The organism is Alcanivorax sp. (assembly GCF_040118815.1).
GTDB lineage: Bacteria > Pseudomonadota > Gammaproteobacteria > Pseudomonadales > Alcanivoracaceae > Alcanivorax.
In genome coordinates, this window is the sequence record NZ_JBEDTC010000011.1 from 124629 (window position 1) to 146686 (window position 22058).

At 58.1% G+C, this 22058-nt stretch carries 19 protein-coding genes; 8 read left to right on the top strand and 11 right to left on the bottom strand.

Annotation, left to right across the window (positions count from 1 at the left end):
- Nucleotides 1-32: 32 nt before the first annotated feature.
- Complete coding sequence (locus tag ABNH18_RS07930) at nucleotides 33-974, bottom strand: oxygenase MpaB family protein (protein WP_349382301.1); 942 nt, start codon at nucleotides 972-974, stop codon at nucleotides 33-35.
- Between the two features lie 268 nt (nucleotides 975-1242).
- On the opposite strand from ABNH18_RS07930, the gene ABNH18_RS07935 reads away from it, so the two are divergent.
- The gene (locus tag ABNH18_RS07935) at nucleotides 1243-1482 is read left to right on the top strand and encodes an HP1242/YdcH family protein (RefSeq protein ID WP_007149535.1); all 240 of its coding nucleotides are present in this window, start codon (nucleotides 1243-1245) and stop codon (nucleotides 1480-1482) included.
- 35 nt (nucleotides 1483-1517) lie between these two features.
- On the opposite strand, the gene ABNH18_RS07940 is transcribed toward ABNH18_RS07935, so the two are convergent.
- From ABNH18_RS07940 to ABNH18_RS07970, 7 genes are all read right to left on the bottom strand, one after another.
- The gene (locus ABNH18_RS07940) at nucleotides 1518-2783 is read right to left on the bottom strand and encodes a hypothetical protein (protein ID WP_349382302.1); all 1266 of its coding nucleotides are present in this window, start codon (nucleotides 2781-2783) and stop codon (nucleotides 1518-1520) included.
- A gap of 79 nt (nucleotides 2784-2862) precedes the next feature.
- Entirely contained in the window at nucleotides 2863-4803 is a 1941-nt protein-coding gene (locus ABNH18_RS07945; RefSeq protein WP_349382303.1) for an acetoacetate--CoA ligase, read from the bottom strand.
- Complete coding sequence (locus ABNH18_RS07950; RefSeq protein ID WP_349382304.1) at nucleotides 4800-6767, bottom strand: acetyl/propionyl/methylcrotonyl-CoA carboxylase subunit alpha; 1968 nt, start codon at nucleotides 6765-6767, stop codon at nucleotides 4800-4802. Before ABNH18_RS07950 ends, ABNH18_RS07945 begins: the two co-directional genes overlap by 4 nt.
- A 93-nt stretch (nucleotides 6768-6860) precedes the next feature.
- Nucleotides 6861-7634: an enoyl-CoA hydratase/isomerase family protein gene (locus tag ABNH18_RS07955; RefSeq protein ID WP_349382305.1), complete on the bottom strand. Its 774-nt coding sequence runs from the start codon at nucleotides 7632-7634 to the stop codon at nucleotides 6861-6863.
- 49 nt (nucleotides 7635-7683) lie between these two features.
- On the bottom strand, nucleotides 7684-9291 hold the full coding sequence (locus ABNH18_RS07960) for a carboxyl transferase domain-containing protein (protein WP_349382306.1): 1608 nt from the start codon (nucleotides 9289-9291) through the stop codon (nucleotides 7684-7686).
- Nucleotides 9292-9356: 65 nt separating this feature from the next.
- On the bottom strand, nucleotides 9357-10520 hold the full coding sequence (locus ABNH18_RS07965) for an isovaleryl-CoA dehydrogenase (protein ID WP_349382307.1): 1164 nt from the start codon (nucleotides 10518-10520) through the stop codon (nucleotides 9357-9359).
- Complete coding sequence (locus tag ABNH18_RS07970; RefSeq protein WP_349382308.1) at nucleotides 10513-10911, bottom strand: MerR family transcriptional regulator; 399 nt, start codon at nucleotides 10909-10911, stop codon at nucleotides 10513-10515. Before ABNH18_RS07970 ends, ABNH18_RS07965 begins: the two co-directional genes overlap by 8 nt.
- A 123-nt stretch (nucleotides 10912-11034) precedes the next feature.
- On the opposite strand from ABNH18_RS07970, the gene ABNH18_RS07975 reads away from it, so the two are divergent.
- The 6 genes from ABNH18_RS07975 (at nucleotide 11035) to ABNH18_RS08000 (ending at nucleotide 17981) form a co-directional block, all read left to right on the top strand.
- Nucleotides 11035-13335, top strand: a complete 2301-nt coding sequence (locus tag ABNH18_RS07975; protein WP_349382309.1) for an efflux RND transporter permease subunit — start codon at nucleotides 11035-11037, stop codon at nucleotides 13333-13335.
- A gap of 144 nt (nucleotides 13336-13479) precedes the next feature.
- The gene (locus tag ABNH18_RS07980; protein WP_349382310.1) at nucleotides 13480-15621 is read left to right on the top strand and encodes a response regulator; all 2142 of its coding nucleotides are present in this window, start codon (nucleotides 13480-13482) and stop codon (nucleotides 15619-15621) included.
- Nucleotides 15618-16310, top strand: a complete 693-nt coding sequence (locus ABNH18_RS07985) for an NAD(P)H-binding protein (protein ID WP_349382311.1) — start codon at nucleotides 15618-15620, stop codon at nucleotides 16308-16310. The genes ABNH18_RS07980 and ABNH18_RS07985 overlap by 4 nt, the downstream gene beginning before the upstream one ends.
- Nucleotides 16311-16349: 39 nt before the next feature.
- Nucleotides 16350-16832: a ribonuclease E activity regulator RraA gene (rraA, locus tag ABNH18_RS07990; RefSeq protein ID WP_349382312.1), complete on the top strand. Its 483-nt coding sequence runs from the start codon at nucleotides 16350-16352 to the stop codon at nucleotides 16830-16832.
- Nucleotides 16833-16929: 97 nt separating this feature from the next.
- Nucleotides 16930-17340 carry a CBS domain-containing protein gene (locus ABNH18_RS07995; RefSeq protein ID WP_349382313.1) on the top strand — a complete coding sequence of 137 codons (411 nt, stop codon included), beginning with the start codon at nucleotides 16930-16932 and terminating at the stop codon, nucleotides 17338-17340.
- Nucleotides 17341-17399: 59 nt separating this feature from the next.
- Complete coding sequence (locus tag ABNH18_RS08000) at nucleotides 17400-17981, top strand: DUF805 domain-containing protein (protein ID WP_349382314.1); 582 nt, start codon at nucleotides 17400-17402, stop codon at nucleotides 17979-17981.
- Between the two features lie 96 nt (nucleotides 17982-18077).
- Here the strand turns inward: ABNH18_RS08000 and ABNH18_RS08005 are convergent, their stop codons facing one another.
- Nucleotides 18078-19058, bottom strand: coding sequence for a malate dehydrogenase (locus ABNH18_RS08005; protein ID WP_349382315.1), 981 nt, complete (start codon nucleotides 19056-19058; stop codon nucleotides 18078-18080).
- Between the two features lie 143 nt (nucleotides 19059-19201).
- Between ABNH18_RS08005 and ABNH18_RS08010 the strand changes: the two genes are divergently transcribed.
- Nucleotides 19202-20290 carry a geranylgeranyl reductase family protein gene (locus ABNH18_RS08010; RefSeq protein ID WP_349382316.1) on the top strand — a complete coding sequence of 363 codons (1089 nt, stop codon included), beginning with the start codon at nucleotides 19202-19204 and terminating at the stop codon, nucleotides 20288-20290.
- Here ABNH18_RS08010 and ABNH18_RS08015 read toward each other — a convergent pair.
- Both ABNH18_RS08015 and ABNH18_RS08020 read right to left on the bottom strand, forming a co-directional pair.
- Complete coding sequence (locus ABNH18_RS08015) at nucleotides 20272-21336, bottom strand: AraC family transcriptional regulator (protein ID WP_349382317.1); 1065 nt, start codon at nucleotides 21334-21336, stop codon at nucleotides 20272-20274. The genes ABNH18_RS08010 and ABNH18_RS08015 overlap by 19 nt on opposite strands.
- A 218-nt stretch (nucleotides 21337-21554) precedes the next feature.
- Nucleotides 21555-21911 carry a poly(hydroxyalkanoate) granule-associated protein gene (locus ABNH18_RS08020; protein ID WP_349382318.1) on the bottom strand — a complete coding sequence of 119 codons (357 nt, stop codon included), beginning with the start codon at nucleotides 21909-21911 and terminating at the stop codon, nucleotides 21555-21557.
- Between the last annotated feature and the right edge of the window lie 147 nt (nucleotides 21912-22058).

A 22058-nucleotide genomic window follows, 5' to 3' on the forward strand; every position in this document is an offset into this window, starting at 1 on the left:
GGGAATCATGCCCGGCGTCTCTCGCTCGACTACTACCCCACGGTTTGCAAACGATCGATTTTCGGAATCGACCAGCCACTGCTGACCAGATCGGACTCCCCGGACCACCAGCGATTCAGCAAGCGAGTAGGCAGATCTGCCCGGGCGCGGCCACTAAGTCGTTGCTGGGCTTCATGGTAGGCCGGCTGGTAGCGCAACCGTTCGGGCAGTCGGCAGGTCAGGTCCATCAACCGGTGAATCTGTTTCTGGTAGCGGCGGTGGGCATCCAGCCCGGTCTGTGGCAGCCGAAACTGTTCGCGCAAGTGCTCCGGAATCTGGAAAGACGCCAAGCCCAGGTAGCTCCCGTAGGGGAGCCGGCCGGGATAACCCTGTTCGCGAATCAGGGTGTGACCCAGTTGCCGACGGTGGCGGGGAATATCGCCGTTGCGGGCCAGCCGCTTATTCCACCAACGCTGGTGGGCGTGCCAGTGTGCGGGCAACCGCTGTGGCGGTATGCCCAGTGCCTCGGCCATCACCATGGTTTCTTCGAACAAGCGTTCCTGATGTGCGGTGGAGAGCGGTTCAATCACGCTTTGATAAACCCGCAGGCACGAATCCATCCAGGCGCTAAGCATGTACAGCAGGGTGTCGCTGTCTTCCACATCAAACAGGGTTTTGCGGCGGGTAAGGGTACTTTTCAGAGTCAGTAGTGCCTGGTCCAGATTGCCGAAAACCAGCTTCAGCATGAATACCTGAGTGTGTTGCAGGCGCTGAACCATGTCGTTCTTTGAGGTGGCCAGTTGTGCTGTGCGGCTGTCTGCCAGTGCCAGCAACAATACGCGGCCCTGAGCCAGGCACATGAGGTTTTCGCGCATTAGCTGCCAGCACACAGAGCCGGGGCCGAACAGACCGGCATCAGGGTGATGGCAGCGGTCGTTGGTGCGTAACAGACCGTGTTCCAGGTGATCTCGGGTGATTAATTTCGGTAATGCCATGTGCACGCCTCCGTTCTGCAGATGGATAGGGTTTACCGACTACCACCAAACACTGCAGGGCAAGGCTGCAGGGGGACTACGTAGCGCAGAGTCCGGCATGACCGTGCCGTCATGCTCACTTTTATCTTACGACCACGGACGATTGAATCTAATCAGAAAATGTGGTGATTTGAGTCTTAAGGGGAACGGTGAGCCGTTTCTGCTTGTCGCATAATACAGGGTCGGCTGTATTGGCTGGCCTGCCATTTCCGTTAAAGGAGCGACTTTCATGTTGGGCGAAAATCACAGCATTCATCACGAATTTCCCGATTTTCACCAGAAGATAGACGAGCTTGCTAACGCAGATCCCACGTTCAAGGCACTCATTCTGGAGCACGACAAACTGGACAAACAGATACGGGGGCTGGAGATGCGCGAGAGCCCGATTTCGGATCCTGAGATGGAACGGTTAAAACAGGATCGAATAAGGCTGAAGGACGAGGTCTACCATCGGTTAAGCCATCACTAAAAGAAAAAGCCTCTGTGATCAGAGGCTTTTTTCATTTACTTCATTAGCAATCTAGCTTTGGGTTCCGAGAGTAGATTTTTTGCATAGACACCCGGCGGCAGGCCATTGCTGTCATGGCTATAATACATTCGGGTGATGAAATAAAATTCCTTACCAAACGGAATATCGGTCAACGAAAATCCCACATTGGGTAATTGCCCGGCAAACCGTTCCGGCTCGTTCACCTGGCTGGCATCGTCCTGGTACAGCAGTCGGGCGGGGGTATCAAAGCCCTTTACGAAAGCCAGCTGGGCGAGCATGTCGAAGCCCCGGCCGGTACCAAACCAGATCCAGTTATTCCCTTTCAGTGGCATGGCGAGCATGGCTTTTTCCGATTCCGAGAGCAGCCCATCGGTGATGCCCACGTGGCTGCCCGTCCAGCTGGTCACCAGTTTGCTGTCGTACAGATCGTTGCCATCCAGGGAAATATCCAGAGCAGGGCGTTCCAGCACGGTGTCGGCGATACCGGGCAGGGTGAAGCGGCTATGGATGTCGACTTGCTGAGGCATCACCAGGAAGTAGTTGTGAATGCGCAGCACAGGCACCCGTGCCACCTTGACGGAGGTGGTGGCATAGACCATGGCGGCCAGTGGGCCGCTAATGATCTGTTTTACTGTCGGGTCCAGGTTGTTGTTGTTCAAAGTAACGCGGTTGTTTTCGCCGAATACACCGGCGCTGAGGCGTAATTTTAGCGTATCAAGAATACTCTGGCGCTGACCGTTTTCCCCTTCGAAACCGCGGAAATAAAAGTCGTTCCACTTAAACAGGTTTTGGTCTGCCATGCTCAGGGCAAAGTCAGTGCTCTTGATCGTCATGCTGTCGGGATCGAACTGCACATAACGTTCGGTGCTTTGCAGGTAGGCGTTTTTGACCAGGTAGAAATGATGCTCTTTGTCGTTATGGGAGACCACCAGGTCGGCGGCGACTTGTTCTGAAACGTTACCGCTGAGCGCCGGGCCGCCATCTTCGAAGCGCAGCAGTAAACGGTCTTCACTATCGATGCGGCGCGGGTCACCAATCAGATGGGTGCTGTCGTCTTCCTCAAAGTAGGGGTACCCCTCTTTTGACCACTGAACCCACTGATGGGGAACCGGTGAAAGGCGGCCATCCTGCATGGCAAAGAAGGAGTACAGACCGGTTTGTTTGCCGATTAATGGTTTGAAGTCGGCACCGGTGAGCGTAATGATCTGTGCCCAGAGAGCTGGGGAGGCGCAAAGCAGTAAGGCGGTAGCCAGTGCGCGGACGACGGTATTTTTTATCATTATGGTCTGTCATGGCTGTCGATACAGCGCCCATGATGCGCCTTTGCGCCGGGCCGTCAATGACCCGGCGACCGGACGGTCAGTCTTCAAGCTCAATGCGATTGGCGAAGTGGGCCAGGGCGTCCGGGTTAGCCAGGGCGTTGCGGTTGGTGACCGGGCGTCCATGAATCACTTCGCGCACCGCCAGCTCCACAATTTTGCCACTAACGGTACGGGGAATTTCCGGAACCGACAGAATAACGGCGGGCACGTGCCGTGGCGTGGCGCCCTGGCGAATGGCTTTGCGAATTCGGGTTTGCAGCGTGTCATCGAGCTCCCCGCCGTCTGCGGGAACCACAAATAATATTACCCGAACATCACCGTCGAATTGCTGGCCCACCACAATGGCTTCACGGATTTCTGACAGGGTTTCCACCTGACGATAGATTTCCGCAGTGCCGATACGCACTCCGCCGGGGTTGAGAACTGCATCGGAACGGCCATGAATAATCAGCCCTTGATGGCCCTCATGGGGTGCCATCTGGGCGTAATCGCCATGGGCCCAGATGCCCTCGAAGCGGGCAAAGTAGGCAGCGTGAAAACGCTGGCCGTCCGGGTCATTCCAGAAGCTGACCGGGCACGAAGGGAAGGGCGTCCGGCAGACCAGTTCGCCTTTGCTGTCGGCTAACGGTTGGCCGTTATCGTCGAACACCGCCACATCCATTCCCAGGCCCGGGCATTGCAGCTCGCCGCGATACACCGGCAGCATCGGGTTACCCAGTGCAAAGCAGGAAATGATGTCGGTGCCGCCGGAAATGGAGCTCACCAAAAGTGACGATTTTACCTGCTGGTAAAGGTAGTCGTAGCTTTCGTGGAGCAACGGCGAACCGGTGGAGAATAGGGTGCGCAGTGTGGAGAGATCGTGGCTGTCTTTGGGACACAGTCCGGATTTCTCCACCGCCTGAACAAACTTGGCGCTGGTGCCGAAATGGGTAATGCCTTCTGCGTCGATCAGGTCAAACAACCTGCCGGTATCCGGATAGGCCGGGTTGCCGTCGTACAGCACCAGCGTGGCGCCGGTATGCAGCCCGCAGATCAGCCAGTTCCACATCATCCAGCCGCAGGTGGTGAAGTAGAACAGCGTGTCGGTGTCACGCACATCGCCGTGCAGGTGCAGCTCTTTGGTCTGCTGGAGCAGGGTGCCGCCGGCACCATGAACAATGCATTTGGGCTGCCCGGTGGTGCCGGAGGAATAGAGAATAAAGAGTGGGTGGTTGAAGGGCAGACGCACAAACGCGGGGGGCGGGCCAGCGGCGTCCAACCAGGCTCCCCAGATCAGGGCTTTGGGAACCGTGCTGCTGTCTCCGCGCCCGGGGACCACAATCAGCAACTCGGGTTTCAGGGCGTCATGGAGCGCATCGATACGCTCGCCCAGATCAACCCATTTGCCGTTGTAATGGTAACCATCGCAGGTCAGCAGCACCCTGGGTTCGATCTGGCCGAACCGATCCAGCACCCCAGAGACGCCAAAATCCGGTGAGCAGGAGGACCAGACTGCGCCGATCCAGGCGGCGCCCAGGGCGGCAATCAAGGTTTCGGTGCGGTTGGGCATATAGCCCGCCACCCGATCACCGGGCTGGATGCCGGCGGCCTGTAGTTGGGCGGCTACTTTGCCTGCTGCCACCCGCAGTTGCGCATAGCTGATGGTGCTGCGGCTACCATCTTCCAGCACGCTTATGATGGCGGTGTGGGTGTCGTTACGTTTGAGCAGGTTTTCCGCGTAATTGAGTTCGCCGCCAGCAAACCAGCGAGTGCTTTGGAATGTTTCACCGGGTGTCAGCACGGTGTCACCGGGGCGACCGACCACATCGCAGTGGTCCCAGACCTGTTGCCAGAAGGCATCGGGCTGCTCCACGGACCAGCGATGCAAGGCCTGATAATCCGTTAAGGGCAGGCCACTGTTGGTGCGTGCCTGCTGCCAGAAAGCGGCCAGCTGTGTGTGTTGGCTGTCGCTACCGGGTTGCCAGAGAGGGGCGCTCATTCTGTCTCTCCTGTGCTGTCAGTGGCGGTGAACTCCACCAAAACTGTGCCTTCGCTGACACTGTCGCCAACGGCGACGGCAAAGCCATTCACTGTGCCGGGCACGGTGGCGCGCAGGGTGTGTTCCATCTTCATGGCTTCCAGTGTAATCACCGCATCACCGGCTTCAACCGTATCGCCGGTGGCGGCGTGCAAGGCAACAATGGTGCCGCTCATGGGCGCGCTGAAGCCGCCGGCGTCTGCATGTTGGGCGGTATCACGGCTGGGATTCAGAGTGACCGGGTACGCCTGGCCGCCCACAAACAGCACCACGGTGCGCGTGTTTTGCCAGGCGAAACGGGCCGTCAGGCTGTCCGTGCCCCAGTGTAGGCTCAAGCTTTGTGCGGTGGGGTCCACGGCAAAACTGACTGCGGCACGGCGGTCGCCAATGGTGGTTTGCTGGCCGTCATCGCGCACGGTGAGTTGTTCGCCGTTTGCTTCCACCCGGGTTTGGCGCAGGCGTTGATTGAGCGGTCGCCAGCCATTGAGCGATTGCCAGGGGCTGTCTCCGCAGGCCTTGGCAGCGTGCAAGCGCGCAGCGGCCAGCGCCAACAAGCCGGAATCCTCGGCGGTGGCTTCCATCAAGTGCGGACGGTGCTCCAGCAGGCGAGTATCCAGGTCGGCTTCGGCGAAGGCATTGTCGTTGAGCACCCGGCGCAGGAAGGCGGCGTTGTGGTGGATGCCTTCCAGCTCCAGGGCGTCCAATGCCTGAACCAGTTGTTGCCTTGCGGCGTTGCGGTCCGCGCCGTGACAGATCAGTTTGGCGATCATCGGATCGTAGTGTTCGTCTACCCGGTCACCCTGTTCGTAGCCGGCATCCACACGGCTCAGGGGATGGGGCCAGCGAAGATGGCTCAGGAGGCCGGAGGAGGGCAGAAACCCTTGTTCCGGGTTTTCCGCATACAGGCGCACTTCCATGGCGGCGCCGTGGCGCTGAATCTGATCCTGCTGTTTTGGTAGCGGTTCGCCGGCGGCCACGGCCAGCTGCCAGGCCACCAGGTCTTCGCCGGTGATCATTTCGGTGACCGGGTGTTCCACCTGCAGGCGGGTGTTCATTTCCATGAAGTAGAATTGGCTGTCATCGCCGTAGAGAAATTCGACCGTTCCCGCGCCACGGTAATCGATGGCTTTTGCGGCTTGTACCGCGGCCTCCCCGAAGGCATGGCGGGTGGCGTCGTCAAGACCCGGTGCCGGCGCTTCTTCGATAATTTTCTGGTGGCGACGCTGCACGGAACAGTCCCGTTCGAACAGGTGAACAGCGTTGCCGTGGTTATCAGCAAACACCTGCACTTCCACGTGGCGGGCGGTAGCCAGGTAGCGCTCCAGTAGTACTCGGTCGTCGCCAAAGGCGTTGCTTGCTTCGCGCCGCGCGGCGGCCAGGGCTTCATCAAATTCGCCGGCACTGTTCACCACCCGCATGCCCTTGCCGCCGCCGCCGGCCACGGCCTTGATCAGTAGTGGGAAACCGACCTCGGTGGCGGCTGCGATTAACTCGCTGTCACTGGCGCCTTCCTTGTCGAAGCCTGGCAGAACCGGGACGCCGCTTTCAGCCATTAATTGGCGGGCGGCAGCCTTGTCTCCCATGACGTCGATGGCGCGGGCATTGGGGCCCACAAAGACGATGCCGGCCTGATCACAGGCGGCGGCAAAAGCGGTGTTTTCAGACAGAAAACCGTAGCCGGGGTGAATGGCGTCGGCCCCGGTAGCTCGGGCGGCGGCGATGACCTTGTCGATAACCAGATAACTTTCCCGTGCGGCTGCCGGGCCCAGGCAAACGGCCTGATCGGCTTCCATGACGTGGGGAAGGGTCGCGTCCGGTTCAGAATAGACCGCCACGGTGGCTATACCTTGCTGGCGGCAAGTGCGCATGATGCGACGAGCAATTTCGCCTCGGTTAGCGATCAGGAGTTTTTTTATCTTTGCCATGGTGATGCCTTTGTCCTGCCGTAGGAGCGACGCTGGCGGCGCGATTCCAGCGTGGGTTATCGCGCTGCTAGCGTCGCTCCTGCGAATAGTGGGTCAGACCCAATTGGGGTTTCGTTTTTCCAGAAAGGCACTGAGCCCTTCCTGACCTTCTTCGCCGGTGCGTAGTCGGGCGATGAGGGCGGCGGTGTCGTTGAGCATGGCGTCGTCGATGGGGCCGTCACTGACACGGGCAATCAGTGCCCGGGTTTCCACCTGGGCCTGGGGGCCACCAGCAAGCAGCACGTTAATCAATCCATCAACGGCGCTATCCAATGCGTCTTCGCTGACCACCTCGTGAACAATGCCAATCTGTTGAGCGCGCTCGGCGGCAATCACTTCTGCTGTCATGAAATAGCGGTTGGCCTGGCGCTCGCCCATGGCGCGAACCACATAGGGGCTGATCACTGCGGGCACAATGCCCAGCTTCACTTCACTAAGACAGAAGCGCGCATTGTCTGCAGCCACCGCCATGTCCGCTGCACAGATCAAACCCAGGGCGCCACCGAAGGCTGCACCCTGGACGCGGGCGATAACCGGCTTGGCGCATTGATCGATGGTCTGCATCAGGGCGGCAAGGCGCAGGGCGTCCTGCTGGTTTTGTTCTGCGTCCAGCTTGCCCATGGCACGCATCCAGTTGAGGTCCGCCCCGGCAGAGAAATGCTTGCCGGCAGCCTGCAACACCACAACACGCACGCTGCCATCGCGGCCAACTTTTTTAAACGCCTCGGTCAGCGAGGCGATAATGATGTCATCGAAGGCATTACGCTTGTCCGGGTTATCCAGCGTAATTCGGGCAACCGGGCCTTCAATGTTTGTCGTAACACTCATGTCTTGCTCTCTTTAGCCGTGTTGCGTGTTGCGTGCAAGCGTCTCTCAATCACATCCGGAACACGCCGTAGCGTGTTTCTTCGATCGGCGCATTAAGGCTGGCGGAAATGGCCAGGCCAAGCACATCGCGGGTATCGGTGGGATCGATAACGCCGTCGTCCCACAGGCGGGCGCTGGCATACCAGGGTTGAGCCATTTCTTCATAGCGTTCGGTCATGTCAGCCTGAAATTTCCCGGCCTCTTCATCACTCCACGCCTGGCCCTTTTTCTTCAGTGAGGCCTGTTTCACCTGGGTAAGTACGCTGGCGGCCTGTTCGCCACCCATTACTGAGATGCGGGCGTTGGGCCACATGAACATGAAGCGTGGGTCGTAGGCGCGGCCGCACATGCCGTAGTTACCCGCGCCAAAGCTGCCGCCGGTAATCACGGTAAACTTGGGCACGGTGGCACAGGCCACCGCGTTGACCATCTTGGCGCCATGCTTGGCAATGCCTTCGGCTTCGTATTTCTGGCCGACCATGAAACCGGTGATGTTCTGCAGGAACAGCAGGGGAATCTTGCGTTGGTTGCACAGCTCGATGAAGTGCGCGCCTTTCTGGGCAGATTCCGAGTACAGTACGCCGTCGTTGGCGAGAATGCCCACCGGGTAACCGTGGATACGGGCAAAGCCGCACACTAGGGTGGTGCCGTAACGGGATTTGAATTCGTCCAGTTCTGAGCCATCCACCATGCGTGCAATCAACTCGCGGGCGGGCATGGGCTGGCGAGTGGTGGTGGGGATCACACCGTAAAGCTCTTGTGGATCGTAGGCGGGTGCTTGAACGGGCAGGCGTTTTACTTGATCCGGTTTGTGCCAGTTCAGGTGGGCGATGCACTGGCGCGCTAACTCGAAGGCATGGGGTTCGTCGTCGGCCAGGTGATCCGCCACACCGGATTGTTCGCAATGCAGGTTGGCACCGCCCAGATCTTCAGCGGTAACCACTTCACCGGTGGCCGCTTTCACCAACGGGGGGCCGGCCAGGAAGATAGTGGCCTGTTCCTTCACCATGATCACTTCGTCTGCCATGGCGGGCACATAGGCGCCGCCGGCAGTGCAGGAACCGAGCACTACACTGATCTGCGGAATGCCACGGGCGGACATGTTGGCCATGTTGAAAAAAATGCGCCCGAAGTGTTCGCGGTCCGGGAATACCTCGTCCTGGCGGGGCAGATTGGCGCCGCCGGAATCCACCAGGTAAATACAGGGCAAGCGGTTTTCCGCGGCAATAGCCTGGGCGCGTAGGTGTTTCTTCACGGTAAGCGGGTAGTAGCTGCCGCCTTTTACAGTGGGATCGTTGGCGACGATCATGCATTCCACGCCTTGCACCTGGCCGATGCCGCCGACACAACCGGCGGCGGGCACGTCTTCGCCGTAGACGCCTTCGGCGGCCAGGGCGGAGATTTCCAGAAACGGGGAGCCGGGGTCCAGCAGCAGATTGATGCGTTCGCGCACCGGTAATTTGCCACGCTCTCGCAGGCGCTGTTCCGCCGCTTCGCCACCGCCATGGGCAATGTGGTCGAGCTTGTCCTGCAATTGCTGACGCAGCAGCAGGTTGTGTTCCCGATTGGCCTGGAAGTCCGGGCTGTTGGGATTGATCTGGCTATTGATCTTGGGCATGGGTTATCTCGCTGGACGCCAGACGCAAAGCGCCTGACGCCGTAGTGTTTGTCCGGCGTTGGGCATCAGGCCGTCTCGTTAAACAACTCGCGACCGATGAGCATGCGGCGGATTTCGCTGGTCCCGGCGCCGATTTCGTAGAGCTTGGCGTCGCGCAGCAGGCGGCCGGCGGGGTACTCGTTGATGTAGCCGTTGCCGCCCAGGGTCTGGATCGCTTCCAGTGCCATTTTGGTGGCGTTCTCGGCGCAGTAGAGGATCACCCCGGCGGCGTCCTTGCGGTTGGTCTCGCCGCGATCGCAGGCTTTGGCTACGTTGTAGAGGTAGCTGCGGCTGGCGTTGAGCATTACATACATATCGGCGATTTTGCCTTGCATAAGCTGGAACTCACCGATGGCCTTGCCGAACTGTTTGCGTTCATGGACGTAGGGAACGACCACATCCATGCAGGCCTGCATGATGCCGGTGGCACCGCCGGACAGCACGGTGCGCTCGTAGTCCAGGCCACTCATCAATACCTTGACGCCTTCGCCAACCGTGCCAAGTACGTTTTCTTCTGGCACGTGGCAGTCTTCGAATACCAGCTCACAGGTGTTGGAGCCGCGCATGCCGAGTTTGTCGAGTTTCTGGGCTTGTGAAAAACCGGCAAAGCCGCGTTCCACGATAAAGGCGGTAATGCCGCGCGGACCGGCGCTGGTGTCGGTTTTGGCGTAGATCACATAGGTGTGGGCATCCGGGCCGTTGGTAATCCACATTTTGTTGCCGTTCAGCACATAGTGGTCGCCTTGCTTATCGGCCCGTAGCCCCATGCTGACCACATCGGAACCGGCACCGGGTTCGCTCATGGCCAGGGCGCCGATATGGTCGCCGCTGACCAGCTTGGGCAGGTATTTCTCGCGTTGGGCATCGTTGCCGTTTAGGTAGATCTGGTTGACGCACAGGTTGGCGTGGGCGCCGTAGGACAGGCCGATTGAAGCGGAGGCGCGGGAGATCTCTTCCATCACCAGGGTATGGGCCAGGTAGCCCATGTTGGCGCCGCCATACTCTTCACTGACGGTGACCCCGAGCACGCCTAAATCACCGAGCTTCTTCCACATGTCCAGGGGGAACTGGTTGCTACTGTCGACTTCTGCGGCGATCGGGGCGATTTCCTTCTGGGCGAAATGGCGCACGCTGTCACGCAGGGCGACCAGGGTTTCGTCCAGGCCAAAATTGAAGGTGCTGTCAAACATGGTCGGGGTTCTCCAAAGCGGTGAGGGCGTGTTCGCAGCGCTGGTCGGCGTCGTCCAGCTCCTGGTGCAGGGCCTGTATATCTCTGAGTTGCTGGTTCAACTGGTCTCGGCGTTGCTGAATTTTGTCCTGCAGGGCGAGTAGCTGATTGCGGTTGTCGCCACTGGGTTGGTACATCTGGATCAGCTCGCGGGATTCGGCCAGGGAAAAACCCAGCCGTTTACCGCGCAGAATCAGCTTGAGGGTGACCCGGTCCGCCGGGGAGTAGACACGGGTCTGACCCCGGCGAGCCGGGTTAACCAAGTTCTGGTCTTCATAAAAGCGAATCGTACGGGTGGTCACGTCAAATTCCCGGGCCAGCTCGCCGATGCTGTAGGTCTGTTTTTTACTCATGGCGAAATCCTAGGGGAAGTTTACGTTAACGTAAAGTATGCGTTTTGGCCTTTTTGGTGCGTGACACCGTGTTTACCGGTGCCTAGACTCCGGGCTCAATGTAAGGGGACGGTGGGAATAACAATGAAAGAGACATGGAGTCGCTGGGTGATTGCTCATCCGGTGTGGGTACTGCTGATTTGTATCGCGTTGTGTGCCGCCATGGCCGCCGGGTTGCAGAGTTTCCGCAACAACAACGATCCGCGTATTTTTTTCACTGAAGAAAACCCGGACTTCAAACGGTTTGTAGCGCTGGAAGATAGCTTTACCGCCAATGAGGTGGTGCTGTTTGTGGTTAATCCCAAAAGCGGTGAAGTATTCGAACCGCAGACTCTGGATGCCATCGAGTCCCTGACTGATGATGCCTGGACCTTGCCATACTCCACCCGGGTGGATTCGCTAACCAATTTTCAGCATACCGAAGTCGAAGGTGACGAGCTGTATGTGGCACCGCTGGTGGAGGATGCCACCGAGATGGCCCCGGACGCGATTGCCCGGGCCCGTGACATCGCCTTGAAAGAGCCCGCGCTGGTGGGCCGGCTGGTGTCTGACCGAGGGCATGTGGCCGGTATTGTGGCCACGGTGACCATGGATGAGGGCAATACCGAAGCGCCGGTGATTACCCAGGCCGCCCGCGACATGGCACAGACCTATCGCGAGCGCTATCCGGACATCGAGTTCATGGTGACGGGCACCGTGGTGTTCTCCCAGGCATCGGCGGATGCCACCGAGCAATCCATGGCGACCACCTTGCCGCTGGCCTTTGTGGTGATGCTGTTGTGCCTGTGGCTGATCCTGCGCAGTGGCATGTTTGTGGTGGTCACGGTGATGGTGATTGGTTTCTCCATCGCCTCTGCCATGGGTGTTGCCATGTGGCTGGGTATCGAATTTTCGCCCATCGTGGGCATGGCCCCGGCCATGATCCTGACCCTGGCCGTGGCGGACTCCGTACACATTCTCGCCAGTTACCGCCATGAATGCCTGGAAGGCAAGGCCCGGGCGGCTGCCATGCTGGAAAGCCTGCGTATCAATATGCAGCCAGTCTGGCTGACCAGCTTCACCACGGCCATTGGCTTTGCCATTCTCAATTTCTCCGAATCGCAGCCATTTCGAGCGCTGGGCAATGTGGTGCTGATCGGGGTGCTGCTGGCATTTGTGTTCTCGGTGATTCTGTTGCCGGCGCTGGTGATGTTGTTGCCACACCGGATCGAGCCGGGCAAGCAGCGGGATTTTGCGCCCCTTATGGGGGCTTTGGCCGGGCACCTGAGCCGTCACTTCAAACCTTGGCTGCTGGGTATGTCGGTGGTGGTCGTGGTGCTGACTGCCTGTATCGGTCTGAATCGCATCAACGATGTGTTTAACGAATATTTTGATGAGACTTTCGAGGTACGGCAGGTCAATGACTTCGCCATGAACAATCTCACCGGCATGCACCGTATCGACTACGCCGTGCATTCCGGGGAGTCTGGCGGTGCCATGGAGCCGGCCTATCTGCAGCATATTGATGATTTGACAGTGTGGCTGGAGCAGCAGGATGAGGTGGTGTACGCCACGGCCTATACGGATGTGATCAAGCGACTCAACCGGGACATGCATGGCGGTGATGCGGACTGGTATCGCATTCCTGAATCCCGCGAGCTGATCTCCCAATACACCTTGCTGTATGAGCTGTCGCTGCCCCAGGGGCTGGGTCTGGAGGACCAGTTGGACATCGACAAGGAGCAGGCCCGGGTGATTGTGATGCTGGAGAATATTGGCTCGCACCCGGTGCTGGAATTCAATGATCGAGTCGAAGCCTGGATGCAGGACAACTGGCCGCAAACCATGCAAACCAAAGGCACAGGCATGGATATTCTGTTTGGCCGGGTGACCATGCGCAATATTCAGAGCATGCTCGCCGGCGCTTTGATTGCGCTGGTCAGCGTGTCGGTGCTGCTGGTTATCGCGTTGCGCTCGGTGCGTTATGGCATCCTGTCGTTGTTACCGAATTTGCTTCCGGCGGCCATGGCGTTTGGTCTGTGGGGGCTGGTGAATGGGGAAATCGGGTTGGCGGTCTCAGTGGTGGCCTGCATGACGCTGGGTATCGTGGTGGACGACACGGTGCACTTCCTGAGCAAATACGTGCGCGCCAAACGTGAATTGGGGCTCAAAACCGAGCAGGCGGTGGAGTACGCATTCCGTACCGTTGGCGTCGCCCTGGTGGCCACATCGGTGGTGCTGGTGGCGAACTTTGCCGTGATCGGGACCAGCCATTTTTACCCCAATTCCAGCATGGGTCAGTTGTCTGCGATCACCATTGCCATGGCACTGATTGTGGATTTCTTCTTTTTTGTGCCGTTACTGGTTGCACTGGACCGCCGCAAGCGGACTGGAGGCAGCGCGTAATAGGCTCTAGCCAGTCTGATGAGGCGGTGTTAACGTAGCGCGAAACCGGTTTTTCCAGTTTCCGCGGAACAAAACACAGTGCCATACAAGAAAGATCGAAAGGTTCTTAAACGCGTAGATTACGGGGCCGCCAAGAACTCCTTGATGGGAGTCCTGGCGGCCCTTCTGGTTTATGCGCTTGTCTTTGCCTGGGGCCAGGTCTACCAGAGCTTCGAATTGGAAGCGCTGGTAGGTGGTGGTGCCGTCCTGGTGGTCACTGCTTACCGGCTGTGGCTGGTGGCGCGCTTTGATGCCCTCTATGGGGCCGGCCCGGCTCGCTGGCGACGTCTGTTCGGATTGGGTCTGGCGCTACATGCATTGCTGTGGGGCCTGCTGCCTGCCTGGTTGATATGGCGGCTGGGCACCGGCTTCAACTTCTTTGTTGTCATCCTTTATAACGTGGGCGTGACCACGGCACTGGGCAGTTCTTGGATGGCCGGGCTGCGGGTTCGCCAAGCGTATATTGTGCTGATGTTCCTGCCGACGTTGGCGGTTTTATTATTCACAGGAACCCTGCACGACTGGGTGCTGGCGGCACTGATAGGCGCTTATGCGTTTTATCTGTTCCGGCTTTATCGTGGCCAATATGAAACGTTCTGGCATGCCATGACCCGTGAACGTCGAGGCCCGCAGGATCGCAAGCAGCCGGTGCGCAGCAGTACCGAAGTGCAGCTCAGCCTGGTGTATCGGCTGGCCCATGAACTGCGCACGCCGATGAATTCCCTGATGGGCATGATGTCGTTGCTGGAAGACACGCGGCTCAATGATGAACAGAAAGATTACCTGCAGGTGGCGGGGCAGAGCGGCAAGCTGTTGCTGTCATTGATTGATGACGTGCTGGATTATTCCCGCATTCTTTCCCGACGCATTACCCTCAATTCGGATTTTTTCGATTTCCGGGCCGCGATCGAGCAATCGCTGGAAGCCTTTGGCCCTATGGCTCAATCCACGGGGCTGGAACTCACCTGTGTGATTGACCGCATGCTGCCAAAGCGCATCCGCGGTGATCGTGAACGGCTGATGCAGGTGCTTAATAACCTGTTCAGCAATGCCATCAAATTCAGTGAATGCGGTGAAATTCGTCTCGATGTGGACTTCACGGTGGAAGGGGAAAGTGGCGGTGTGTTGCGGGTACGGGTCAGTGATCAGGGGGCCGGCATGGACCCGGAAACCTTGCGCCACCTGTTTCAGGACCGTTTTATCGAAGATAGCCAGGATGTCTACAGCAGCCACCATACCGGTTTTGGCCTGCTGGTCTGTAAAGGCCTGATTGATGCCATGGGCGGTGCACTCGGGGCGGAAAGTGTGCCGGGTGAGGGGTCCACCTTCTGGTTTACCGTGCCGGTTCAAATGCAGCCGGACATGCGCGAAGCCCAGAGCTTGATCCGGGCGCTGGATGGCGCCCAGGCCGTGGTTGTGGGGGCCGCTTCTGGCACCGTCGCCAGCATCCAGGAAGAACTGGAGGCGCTGGACTGTCAGGCGTCTTCCGCCATGGGCTACGATCACGCCTTGCAGGCCCTTCGCGCAGGACATCGCGAGCAAAGCGATTTTGATGTGCTGTTTGTCGATACCTGGTCGCGCCCCGAGCTGGCACTGAACCTGTGCCGAAATGTGCTTGAAGACCCCTCGCTACGTCCGGTTCGCCTGGTGCTGCTGGCGACCATTGAAGAACGCAGCCACGCGGCGGTGCAGCAGCTTATTGATAAGCATGATCTGGTTGTGTTGGTCCGTCCTGCGCACCGAACCGTATTGCGGCAAGGGCTGGCGCGGCTGGTTGGCCTGCAACGGCAAATACCGGTGGGGGATGCCCCGCTGCAGACGCCGGAAGAGCGTCAGCGACGCAAACGCTTCCGGTTGATGCTGGTGGAAGACAACGAGGTTAACCAGCTGGTAACCCGGGGCATGCTAAGCAAGCTTGGGTTCCAGGTGAAAACCGTCAGTAACGGCGAAACCGCGCTGGCGTTACTGGAGCAGGAACCGTTCGATTTGGTGTTGATGGACTGCATGATGCCGGAAATGGATGGGTTTGAAGTCACCCGGCGTTTGCGAGAAATGGAGCAGAATAAAGCCAATTTGCGTACGCCGGTTGTGGCGGTGACTGCCAATACAGCGGAAGGGGTTCAGGCCCGTTGCCTGGCCGCCGGTATGGATGACTTTCTTGCCAAACCGGTGCATCTGGATGCGCTGGAAACCGTATTACGGCGCTGGCTGCCAGAGCAGCCCGCCAAAGACGAGGACGAACAATGACAAGAAAAGCCTTGCTGCTGGGGGCAACCGGGCTGGTCGGTCGCGATTGCCTGGATAACCTGCTGGCCAGTGATGATTACGAGCGCGTGTGTGTTCTGACTCGCCGGCCCTTATCCGTGGAGCACCCCAAGCTGGATGTGCATCAGGTGGACTTCGATAATATCGAAGCATGCCAGCCCCAGTTTCAGGTTGACGATGTGTTTTGCTGTTTAGGCTCCACCATGAAAAAAGCCGGATCCCGGCAAGCCTTTCGTCATGTAGACCACGACTTGGTGGTACTGGCGGGCAACATGGCCCGCCGTGCTGGCGTGCAACGTTTTCTGGTGGTTTCCGCGGTGAATGCCAATGCCCGTTCTCCGTTTTTTTATTCACGGGTCAAAGGGCAGATGGAACGTGCGCTAATCCGACTGGATTTGCCGTTGCTGGCTATCCTGCAGCCTTCGCTATTACGCGGTCAGCGAGAAGATAAGCGCCTCGCGGAAGACTGGGGCAACATCGTCAACCGTATTGTCGAGCCACTAACACGCTGGACCGATGCTCACTGGCTGCCCGTGGATAGCCGCAAGGTGGCTGATGCCATGGTCGGTATGGCGTTGATCGGTCCGGATACCGGGTTGTACCGATTGCGTTACCGGGATTTTCTGGTGTTTGCCGGTAAATTCCACGAGAAAATGACCAAGGCCGCCTGAGTGTTGGCCGTAACCTGAAACGAAACCGAAGGAGTCAGTATGACCTTTGTGACTTGCGATCTTTGTGATGACAATGCGGACAGTGTCTCCGTGGTAACCGGTCTTAACTGGCTCAGTTACGGTGGCCGTTCTGCGTTCGGCGGTGAAATCGTTACGGTAAAATGTTTTGAAGACAACAGTCGTGTCAAAGAGCACTTGGGCACCGATGGCAAAGGCAAGGTGCTGGTGGTTGATGGCGGCGGCAGCCTGCGTAATGCGTTGATCGGTGACATGATCGCGGAAAACGCGGTGAAAAACGGCTGGGAAGGGGTGATCATTTACGGTGCCTGCCGCGACGTGGATGCGTTGGCAGCACTGGATATCGGTGTTGTCACGCAAGGCTGCGTGCCAATTAAATCTGTTCGTCGCGACGAAGGGCAGCTAAATATCGACATCACCTTCGGTGGTGTAACGTTCCGTCCTGGCGAATTTGTCTATGCGGATAACAACGGCATTATCACCGCGCCGAAGGCGTTGGTGTAAGTCCATCTGTTAGCGATTGTTGTTACGAATGCTGCTATAAAGAATAAAATCACAAATGGCCGGCATGATGCCGGCTACCACCGCACAGGGAAGCATTATGCTTAAGTCCATGCTCGTGGCGGAGTACATGAGCCGCCGTCTGGTCACCTTTTCCCCCGACATGTCTGTTAGTGAAGCCATTCGCGTATTGCTGGAAAATCAAATTTCCGGTGGCCCTGTGGTGGATGAAACAGGCCGTGTGGTTGGGGTCTTTTCCGAATCCGATTGTCTGAAAGGGGCGCTGGAAGCAAGCTACCACGGCACGGAAATCGGTTCGGTAAAAGAGTATATGAGTGTGGATCTGCAGACCGTGGAAGGCTCAGATTCCATTCTCGATGTGGCAGAAATTTTTCTCGCGGATCATCGCCGACGGCTGCCGGTGCTGGACAGCGGAAAGCTGATCGGACAGATCAGCCGTCGGGATTTGCTGCGTGCCATGGATGACTTTGGTCGACGCCACACGTTATAAGACTCGCGGCACATAACTTTTGAACGTTTTTTTAAACTTGAACTCCAGGGGGAGTCACCATGAACCAACCGTATCAAGCGCCCAATGCAGATGTTGCCGTTGCCGGTAATCAGGACGCCTATCAACCCAAGTTTTTGTCTCTGTCAGGGCGTATCGGTCGTATGCGCTATTTCGTGTACGCCGCCGGCCTGACACTACTTTTCTATCTGGTGCTGGGTGTCGCCGCTGCTATTATTATCCCGGGCATCATGGGTGCCGGTGATAGTGCCATTGGCGTTGGTGCCATGATTATGGGCCTGATCGCCACAGTGGCCTTTATCGGTGTGATGGTGATGAGCTGGGGCTATATGGTGCGTCGTCTCAACGATATTAATGCCAGCGGCTGGCTGAGCCTGCTGATGCTGGTGCCGATTGCCAACTTGGTACTCGGCTTGGTGATGCTGTTCAAGCGCGGTAGCGAAGGCAGCAACCAGTACGGTGCAGCGCCAGTCAGCAATTCCGGCGGTGTGAAAGCGGCGTTTGTGATTGTTCTATTGTTGATGGTTGGCTACTTCGGCGTGCTGTTCCCGATCACCATGGCTAACTACGCGCAGTATGCACAACAGGCTCAGATGCAGCAGATGGATTATTCCGAATATTGATCGCGTTTTGCCTGTTGCGTAAACCGTGTAGCAGCCGCGTAGCGGCATAAAAAAAGGGGCTCCGAAGAGCCCCTTTTTTTATTCTCGACCTGAACCTTACGGCAGCAGGTGAGAAACAGCGTCACGTTCTTCAGCCAATTCTTTCTCGGTGGCTTGCATCTTGCCACGGGAGAAGTCGTTGACGTCCAAGCCCTGAACGATAGTCCAGTCGCCGTCTTTGCAAGTACACGGGAAGGAGTAGATCAGGCCTTCCTGGATGCCGTAGGAGCCATCGCTGTAGATGCCCATGGAAACCCAGTCACCCTCGTCGGTACCCAGTGCCCAGGAACGCATGTGGTCCACGGCGGCGTTGGCAGCTGACGCGGCAGAGGAAGCGCCACGGGCTTTAATGATGGCTGCACCACGCTGCTGAACAGTCGGGATGTAGTCATTTTCGTACCAGTCCTGCTCAATCTGATCGATGGCGACTTTGCCATCCACTTCACAGTGGTGCAGATCCGGGTACTGAGTAGAAGAGTGGTTGCCCCAGATGAGCATTTTCTTCACGTCATTGACAGTTTTGCCCAGCTTGTTGGCCAGCTGTGCCATGGCACGGTTGTGGTCCAGGCGGGTCATGGCAGTAAACTGACGAGGATCGATGTCCGGCGCGTTGCGCTGGGCGATCAGGGCGTTGGTGTTGGCCGGGTTGCCGACAACGAGAACTTTGATGCCTTTGCTGGCATTGTCGTTGATGGCTTTACCCTGGGCGGAGAAGATAGCTGCGTTAGCTTCCAGCAGGTCTTTACGCTCCATGCCCGGACCACGCGGACGAGCACCAACCAGCAGCGCGTAGTCGGCGTCTTTGAAGGCCACGTTGGCATCGTCGGTACCTTCGATGCCGGCAACCAGCGGGAATGCGCAATCTTCCAGCTCCATGATGACCCCGTTCAGGGCTTCCAGAGCAGGGGTGATTTCGAGCAGCTGCAGAATAACGGGCTGGTCTTTGCCGAGCATATCGCCGGAAGCGATGCGGAACAGCAGGGAATAGCTGATTTGGCCAGCGGCGCCGGTGACGGCTACGCGTACGGGTGCTTTCATGAACAATCTCCTAGCTTTAATTCGGGAGAACTTATATGGCTGAAACCGAGAGGACCGCTGAACAAGGTCCGTCGGTCAGGGTCCCGGACGGCGCGCATTATAAAGGAGCTGGCGCCTAATCGCACGGAATCGGGGGGAGATATATGACGAACTGGGATGTGTTGGTAGTCGGCGCTGGTCAGGCAGGGTGTGCAGCGGCCTGGGATTTGGCGGCTGCGGGACTGCGTGTGGCGGTGATTTCCCGCCCACATTCACGGGGAAAACCTTGTGCGGGCGGGGTTACAGAGAAAGCCGTGGCACGCTATCGCTTCAGCATCGAACCGGTGGTTCGTGAAGCCGTCACCTCGCTGGCGGTGAGTTATTCTCTTTCGCCGGTTCGCCACCTGAAGGCCGCCACGCCGTTCTGTGTCATGACCGAGCGGACGCAGCTGGATGCTTTCTGCCGTGGCCAGGCAAAACAACAAGGCGCTGTATTTCATGACACCGCAGGCCTGCGGGTCATACATCAGAAGGCCGATGGTGTCAGTGTTGAGACCCGCGAGGGAGAATCCTTTTCTGCCCCTTGGCTGATCGCGGCAGATGGCGCCAACAGTGCTGTGGCGCGAATGCTGGGGGAGAGGCACCCGCCCGGCGCTATGGCCATCGAAGGCTGCGTACCGCGAAAAAACCTACGCGATTACCCGCCCATGACCCTGGATTTTGGTGTTGTCCGTGGAGGCTACGGCTGGCTGTTTCCCAAGGGCGACCATGTGAATGTGGGGCTGTACGTCTGGCAGCATGGCGTGGCTGCTCCGGAGAGAGCTGCGTTGCAGCGTTATTGTCAGGCCCGCTTGGGAACCCCGGCTGAGCACGTGGCGGGCTACCCGCTGGGAACCTGGCTGCCAAAAACGCGCCTGGTCAATGGCCGTGTACTGTTTGCGGGCGATGCGGCGGGCTGCACGGAAATGTTGCTGGGCGAGGGGATCTACGGGGCGGTTATCAGCGGCCAACTGGCCGCGCAAGCTGTACTGGGCGCAAGGCCGGATGTGTCCTATCCCCGCGTATTGGCGGGGTGGCGCGAAGAGCTGCAACAAGTCACACAGCTTGGGCGGCTTTTCTATGGACTGCTCCCGGTTTCCTCCCGGATGCTACAGGGCCGGCTGGGTGACAGCCTGGTCAACGGTTTTTCCCAGGGGCTGACGCTGGGGCAATGCAAGCGCCATTGGCGTGGAGCTCAATCGTTGAAGGGCTGATTGCCTTGGCTGTCACGGTACTGCACCGGGGTAATATCAAACCAGCGCTTGAAGGCGCGGTTGAAGGCGCTTTGTTCGGAGTAGCCTAGATCCAGCGCGATCTGGTTAACGGAACGCTCGCTGTGCAGTAGCCAGTCACAAGCCAGGCGGCGGCGTTCATCTTCCAGCAGGCTGGAAAAATCGGTGTTTTCGGCCCGTAGTTGTCGGCGCAGGGTCCAGGGTTTGACCCCCAGTTGATCGGCAATGGGTTCGAGTTGCGGGACCCCCTGTTGCAGGCGTTTCTGAATTTCCAGGCGTACTTGTTCCAGCAGATTGTCGCGGGCGTGGTATTGGGTCACCGCGCGCTGCATGCGCGAGCGAGCCACCTTGTGGACTTCCGGGTCGGCATCGCGCAGGGGAAGATCCAGTAAATGACCGGGCAAGACGATAGCGTTTTCCGGTTGGGCGAAGGTGACATCACAGCGGAAAATACGCTGGTATTCTGCCGGGTCCCCTTGCGGGGAATGCTTGAATAGAATCCGTTGGGGGTTCAGCGCCTGGCCAATTAACCAGCGACCGTAGACGATGGCGGCGGCAAAATTAGCGTCCACCCGTGCCGGGTAGGTCGGCAATGCTTCCAGATCACTTTCCCAAATGAGCCACAACGCTTTCTTGTCTGCGCTTTCTCGCCACTCGAAACGCAGTTGCGCGTACTCGGTGGTGACTTTCATAAACGGAATCATCAGCTCGATGGCATCACCGAGGGTGGCGCTGGACATGCTGGCGTAGCCCAGTTCGCCCATGAAGCGGGGCCGAATACCTTCGCCCATGTGCAGCCCGAACAGGGAATCGCCACTTTCCGTGATGGCCTGTTTAAAGAGCTGATCTTCGATGCCCATGGAAATACGGGACTGCGGGTCTTCCAGATCTTCATTGCGGATACCGGATTCCACCAGCGTATAGCTCAGGTCCACGCCTGCGCGCAGGGCAGCATCCAGCAGGTATTCCAGCCAGAAAGGCGCCACGGTTTTATGTTTCAGGGAGGAAGATAAATTAGCGGACGGCATGAGCTCGCAATTATTGTTATCCGGTACAGAGCCACCTAGATAACGAGACGCGGCCTGGCAAGTCAACACTTGGTGTGGGGTTAAGCGTGTATTGCTGGTTTATTAACCGTGTTGGCGTACTTATGGCCCGGTTGGGCTGACGGTTTGAGCGAGAAAGGGAAAAGGAGGGGTAGCATTATTGTGCCGGGAGCGGCAGAGCCGCTCCGGCAAATTGGGGCTTACTTGGCGTCTTTGGCCAGTTTGTTGACCTTGCGAGTCAGCGAAGTCAGCTTCTTGTTCAGTGCTTCGACTTCGTCGCGGGTCGGCAGGCCCAGTGCGGCGGCAACTTTGCTGCGCACTTCGTCCAGCTGGGAAGGCTGGGCTTTAGTGGTTTTTTTCTGGGGTTTGCTCTGGGCTTTCTGGCGCTTCTCGCCGGCTTTCACCAGATTCTGGAACAGCTCGTTACCGTTGCTTTCCAGGCGAGTATAAGCACCACGAACGGCGTTGTTCATTTTTTCAACAGTTGCTTTGGCATCGGTGGCCACTTGCTCGTAGCGTTCGTTCAAGCGTTGCTCGATAGTTGTGGTCTTGCTCATGGGGGCTTCCCTCCTTAGAAAATTCGATGGACTTGCAAAGCCCTCGGTGTGCCTCGATGAGGGCGTGGATAAGTGTAAGTCACTAATATGGCAAGACTGTTTATGTTGTCTAACAATTAAACAGGTGTATTGGCCTACCCATTAGTA

Excerpts from the sequence above, each read along its gene's own strand:
- ABNH18_RS07980 (WP_349382310.1), top strand. The coding sequence starts at position 13,480 with ATGGGAGTCCTGGCGGCCCTTCTGGTTTATGCGCTTGTCTTTGCCTGG.
- ABNH18_RS07960 (WP_349382306.1), bottom strand. The coding sequence starts at position 9,291 with ATGCCCAAGATCAATAGCCAGATCAATCCCAACAGCCCGGACTTCCAG.
- ABNH18_RS07945 (WP_349382303.1), bottom strand. The coding sequence starts at position 4,803 with ATGAGCGCCCCTCTCTGGCAACCCGGTAGCGACAGCCAACACACACAG.
- ABNH18_RS07930 (WP_349382301.1), bottom strand. The coding sequence starts at position 974 with ATGGCATTACCGAAATTAATCACCCGAGATCACCTGGAACACGGTCTG.
- ABNH18_RS07985 (WP_349382311.1), top strand. The coding sequence starts at position 15,618 with ATGACAAGAAAAGCCTTGCTGCTGGGGGCAACCGGGCTGGTCGGTCGC.
- ABNH18_RS07970 (WP_349382308.1), bottom strand. The coding sequence starts at position 10,911 with ATGAGTAAAAAACAGACCTACAGCATCGGCGAGCTGGCCCGGGAATTT.
- ABNH18_RS07975 (WP_349382309.1), top strand. The coding sequence starts at position 11,035 with ATGAAAGAGACATGGAGTCGCTGGGTGATTGCTCATCCGGTGTGGGTA.
- ABNH18_RS08020 (WP_349382318.1), bottom strand. The coding sequence starts at position 21,911 with ATGAGCAAGACCACAACTATCGAGCAACGCTTGAACGAACGCTACGAG.
- ABNH18_RS08015 (WP_349382317.1), bottom strand. The coding sequence starts at position 21,336 with ATGCCGTCCGCTAATTTATCTTCCTCCCTGAAACATAAAACCGTGGCG.
- ABNH18_RS08000 (WP_349382314.1), top strand. The coding sequence starts at position 17,400 with ATGAACCAACCGTATCAAGCGCCCAATGCAGATGTTGCCGTTGCCGGT.
- ABNH18_RS07935 (WP_007149535.1), top strand. The coding sequence starts at position 1,243 with ATGTTGGGCGAAAATCACAGCATTCATCACGAATTTCCCGATTTTCAC.
- ABNH18_RS07955 (WP_349382305.1), bottom strand. The coding sequence starts at position 7,634 with ATGAGTGTTACGACAAACATTGAAGGCCCGGTTGCCCGAATTACGCTG.
- ABNH18_RS07995 (WP_349382313.1), top strand. The coding sequence starts at position 16,930 with ATGCTTAAGTCCATGCTCGTGGCGGAGTACATGAGCCGCCGTCTGGTC.
- ABNH18_RS08010 (WP_349382316.1), top strand. The coding sequence starts at position 19,202 with ATGACGAACTGGGATGTGTTGGTAGTCGGCGCTGGTCAGGCAGGGTGT.
- ABNH18_RS07940 (WP_349382302.1), bottom strand. The coding sequence starts at position 2,783 with ATGATAAAAAATACCGTCGTCCGCGCACTGGCTACCGCCTTACTGCTT.
- ABNH18_RS08005 (WP_349382315.1), bottom strand. The coding sequence starts at position 19,058 with ATGAAAGCACCCGTACGCGTAGCCGTCACCGGCGCCGCTGGCCAAATC.
- rraA (WP_349382312.1), top strand. The coding sequence starts at position 16,350 with ATGACCTTTGTGACTTGCGATCTTTGTGATGACAATGCGGACAGTGTC.
- ABNH18_RS07965 (WP_349382307.1), bottom strand. The coding sequence starts at position 10,520 with ATGTTTGACAGCACCTTCAATTTTGGCCTGGACGAAACCCTGGTCGCC.
- ABNH18_RS07950 (WP_349382304.1), bottom strand. The coding sequence starts at position 6,767 with ATGGCAAAGATAAAAAAACTCCTGATCGCTAACCGAGGCGAAATTGCT.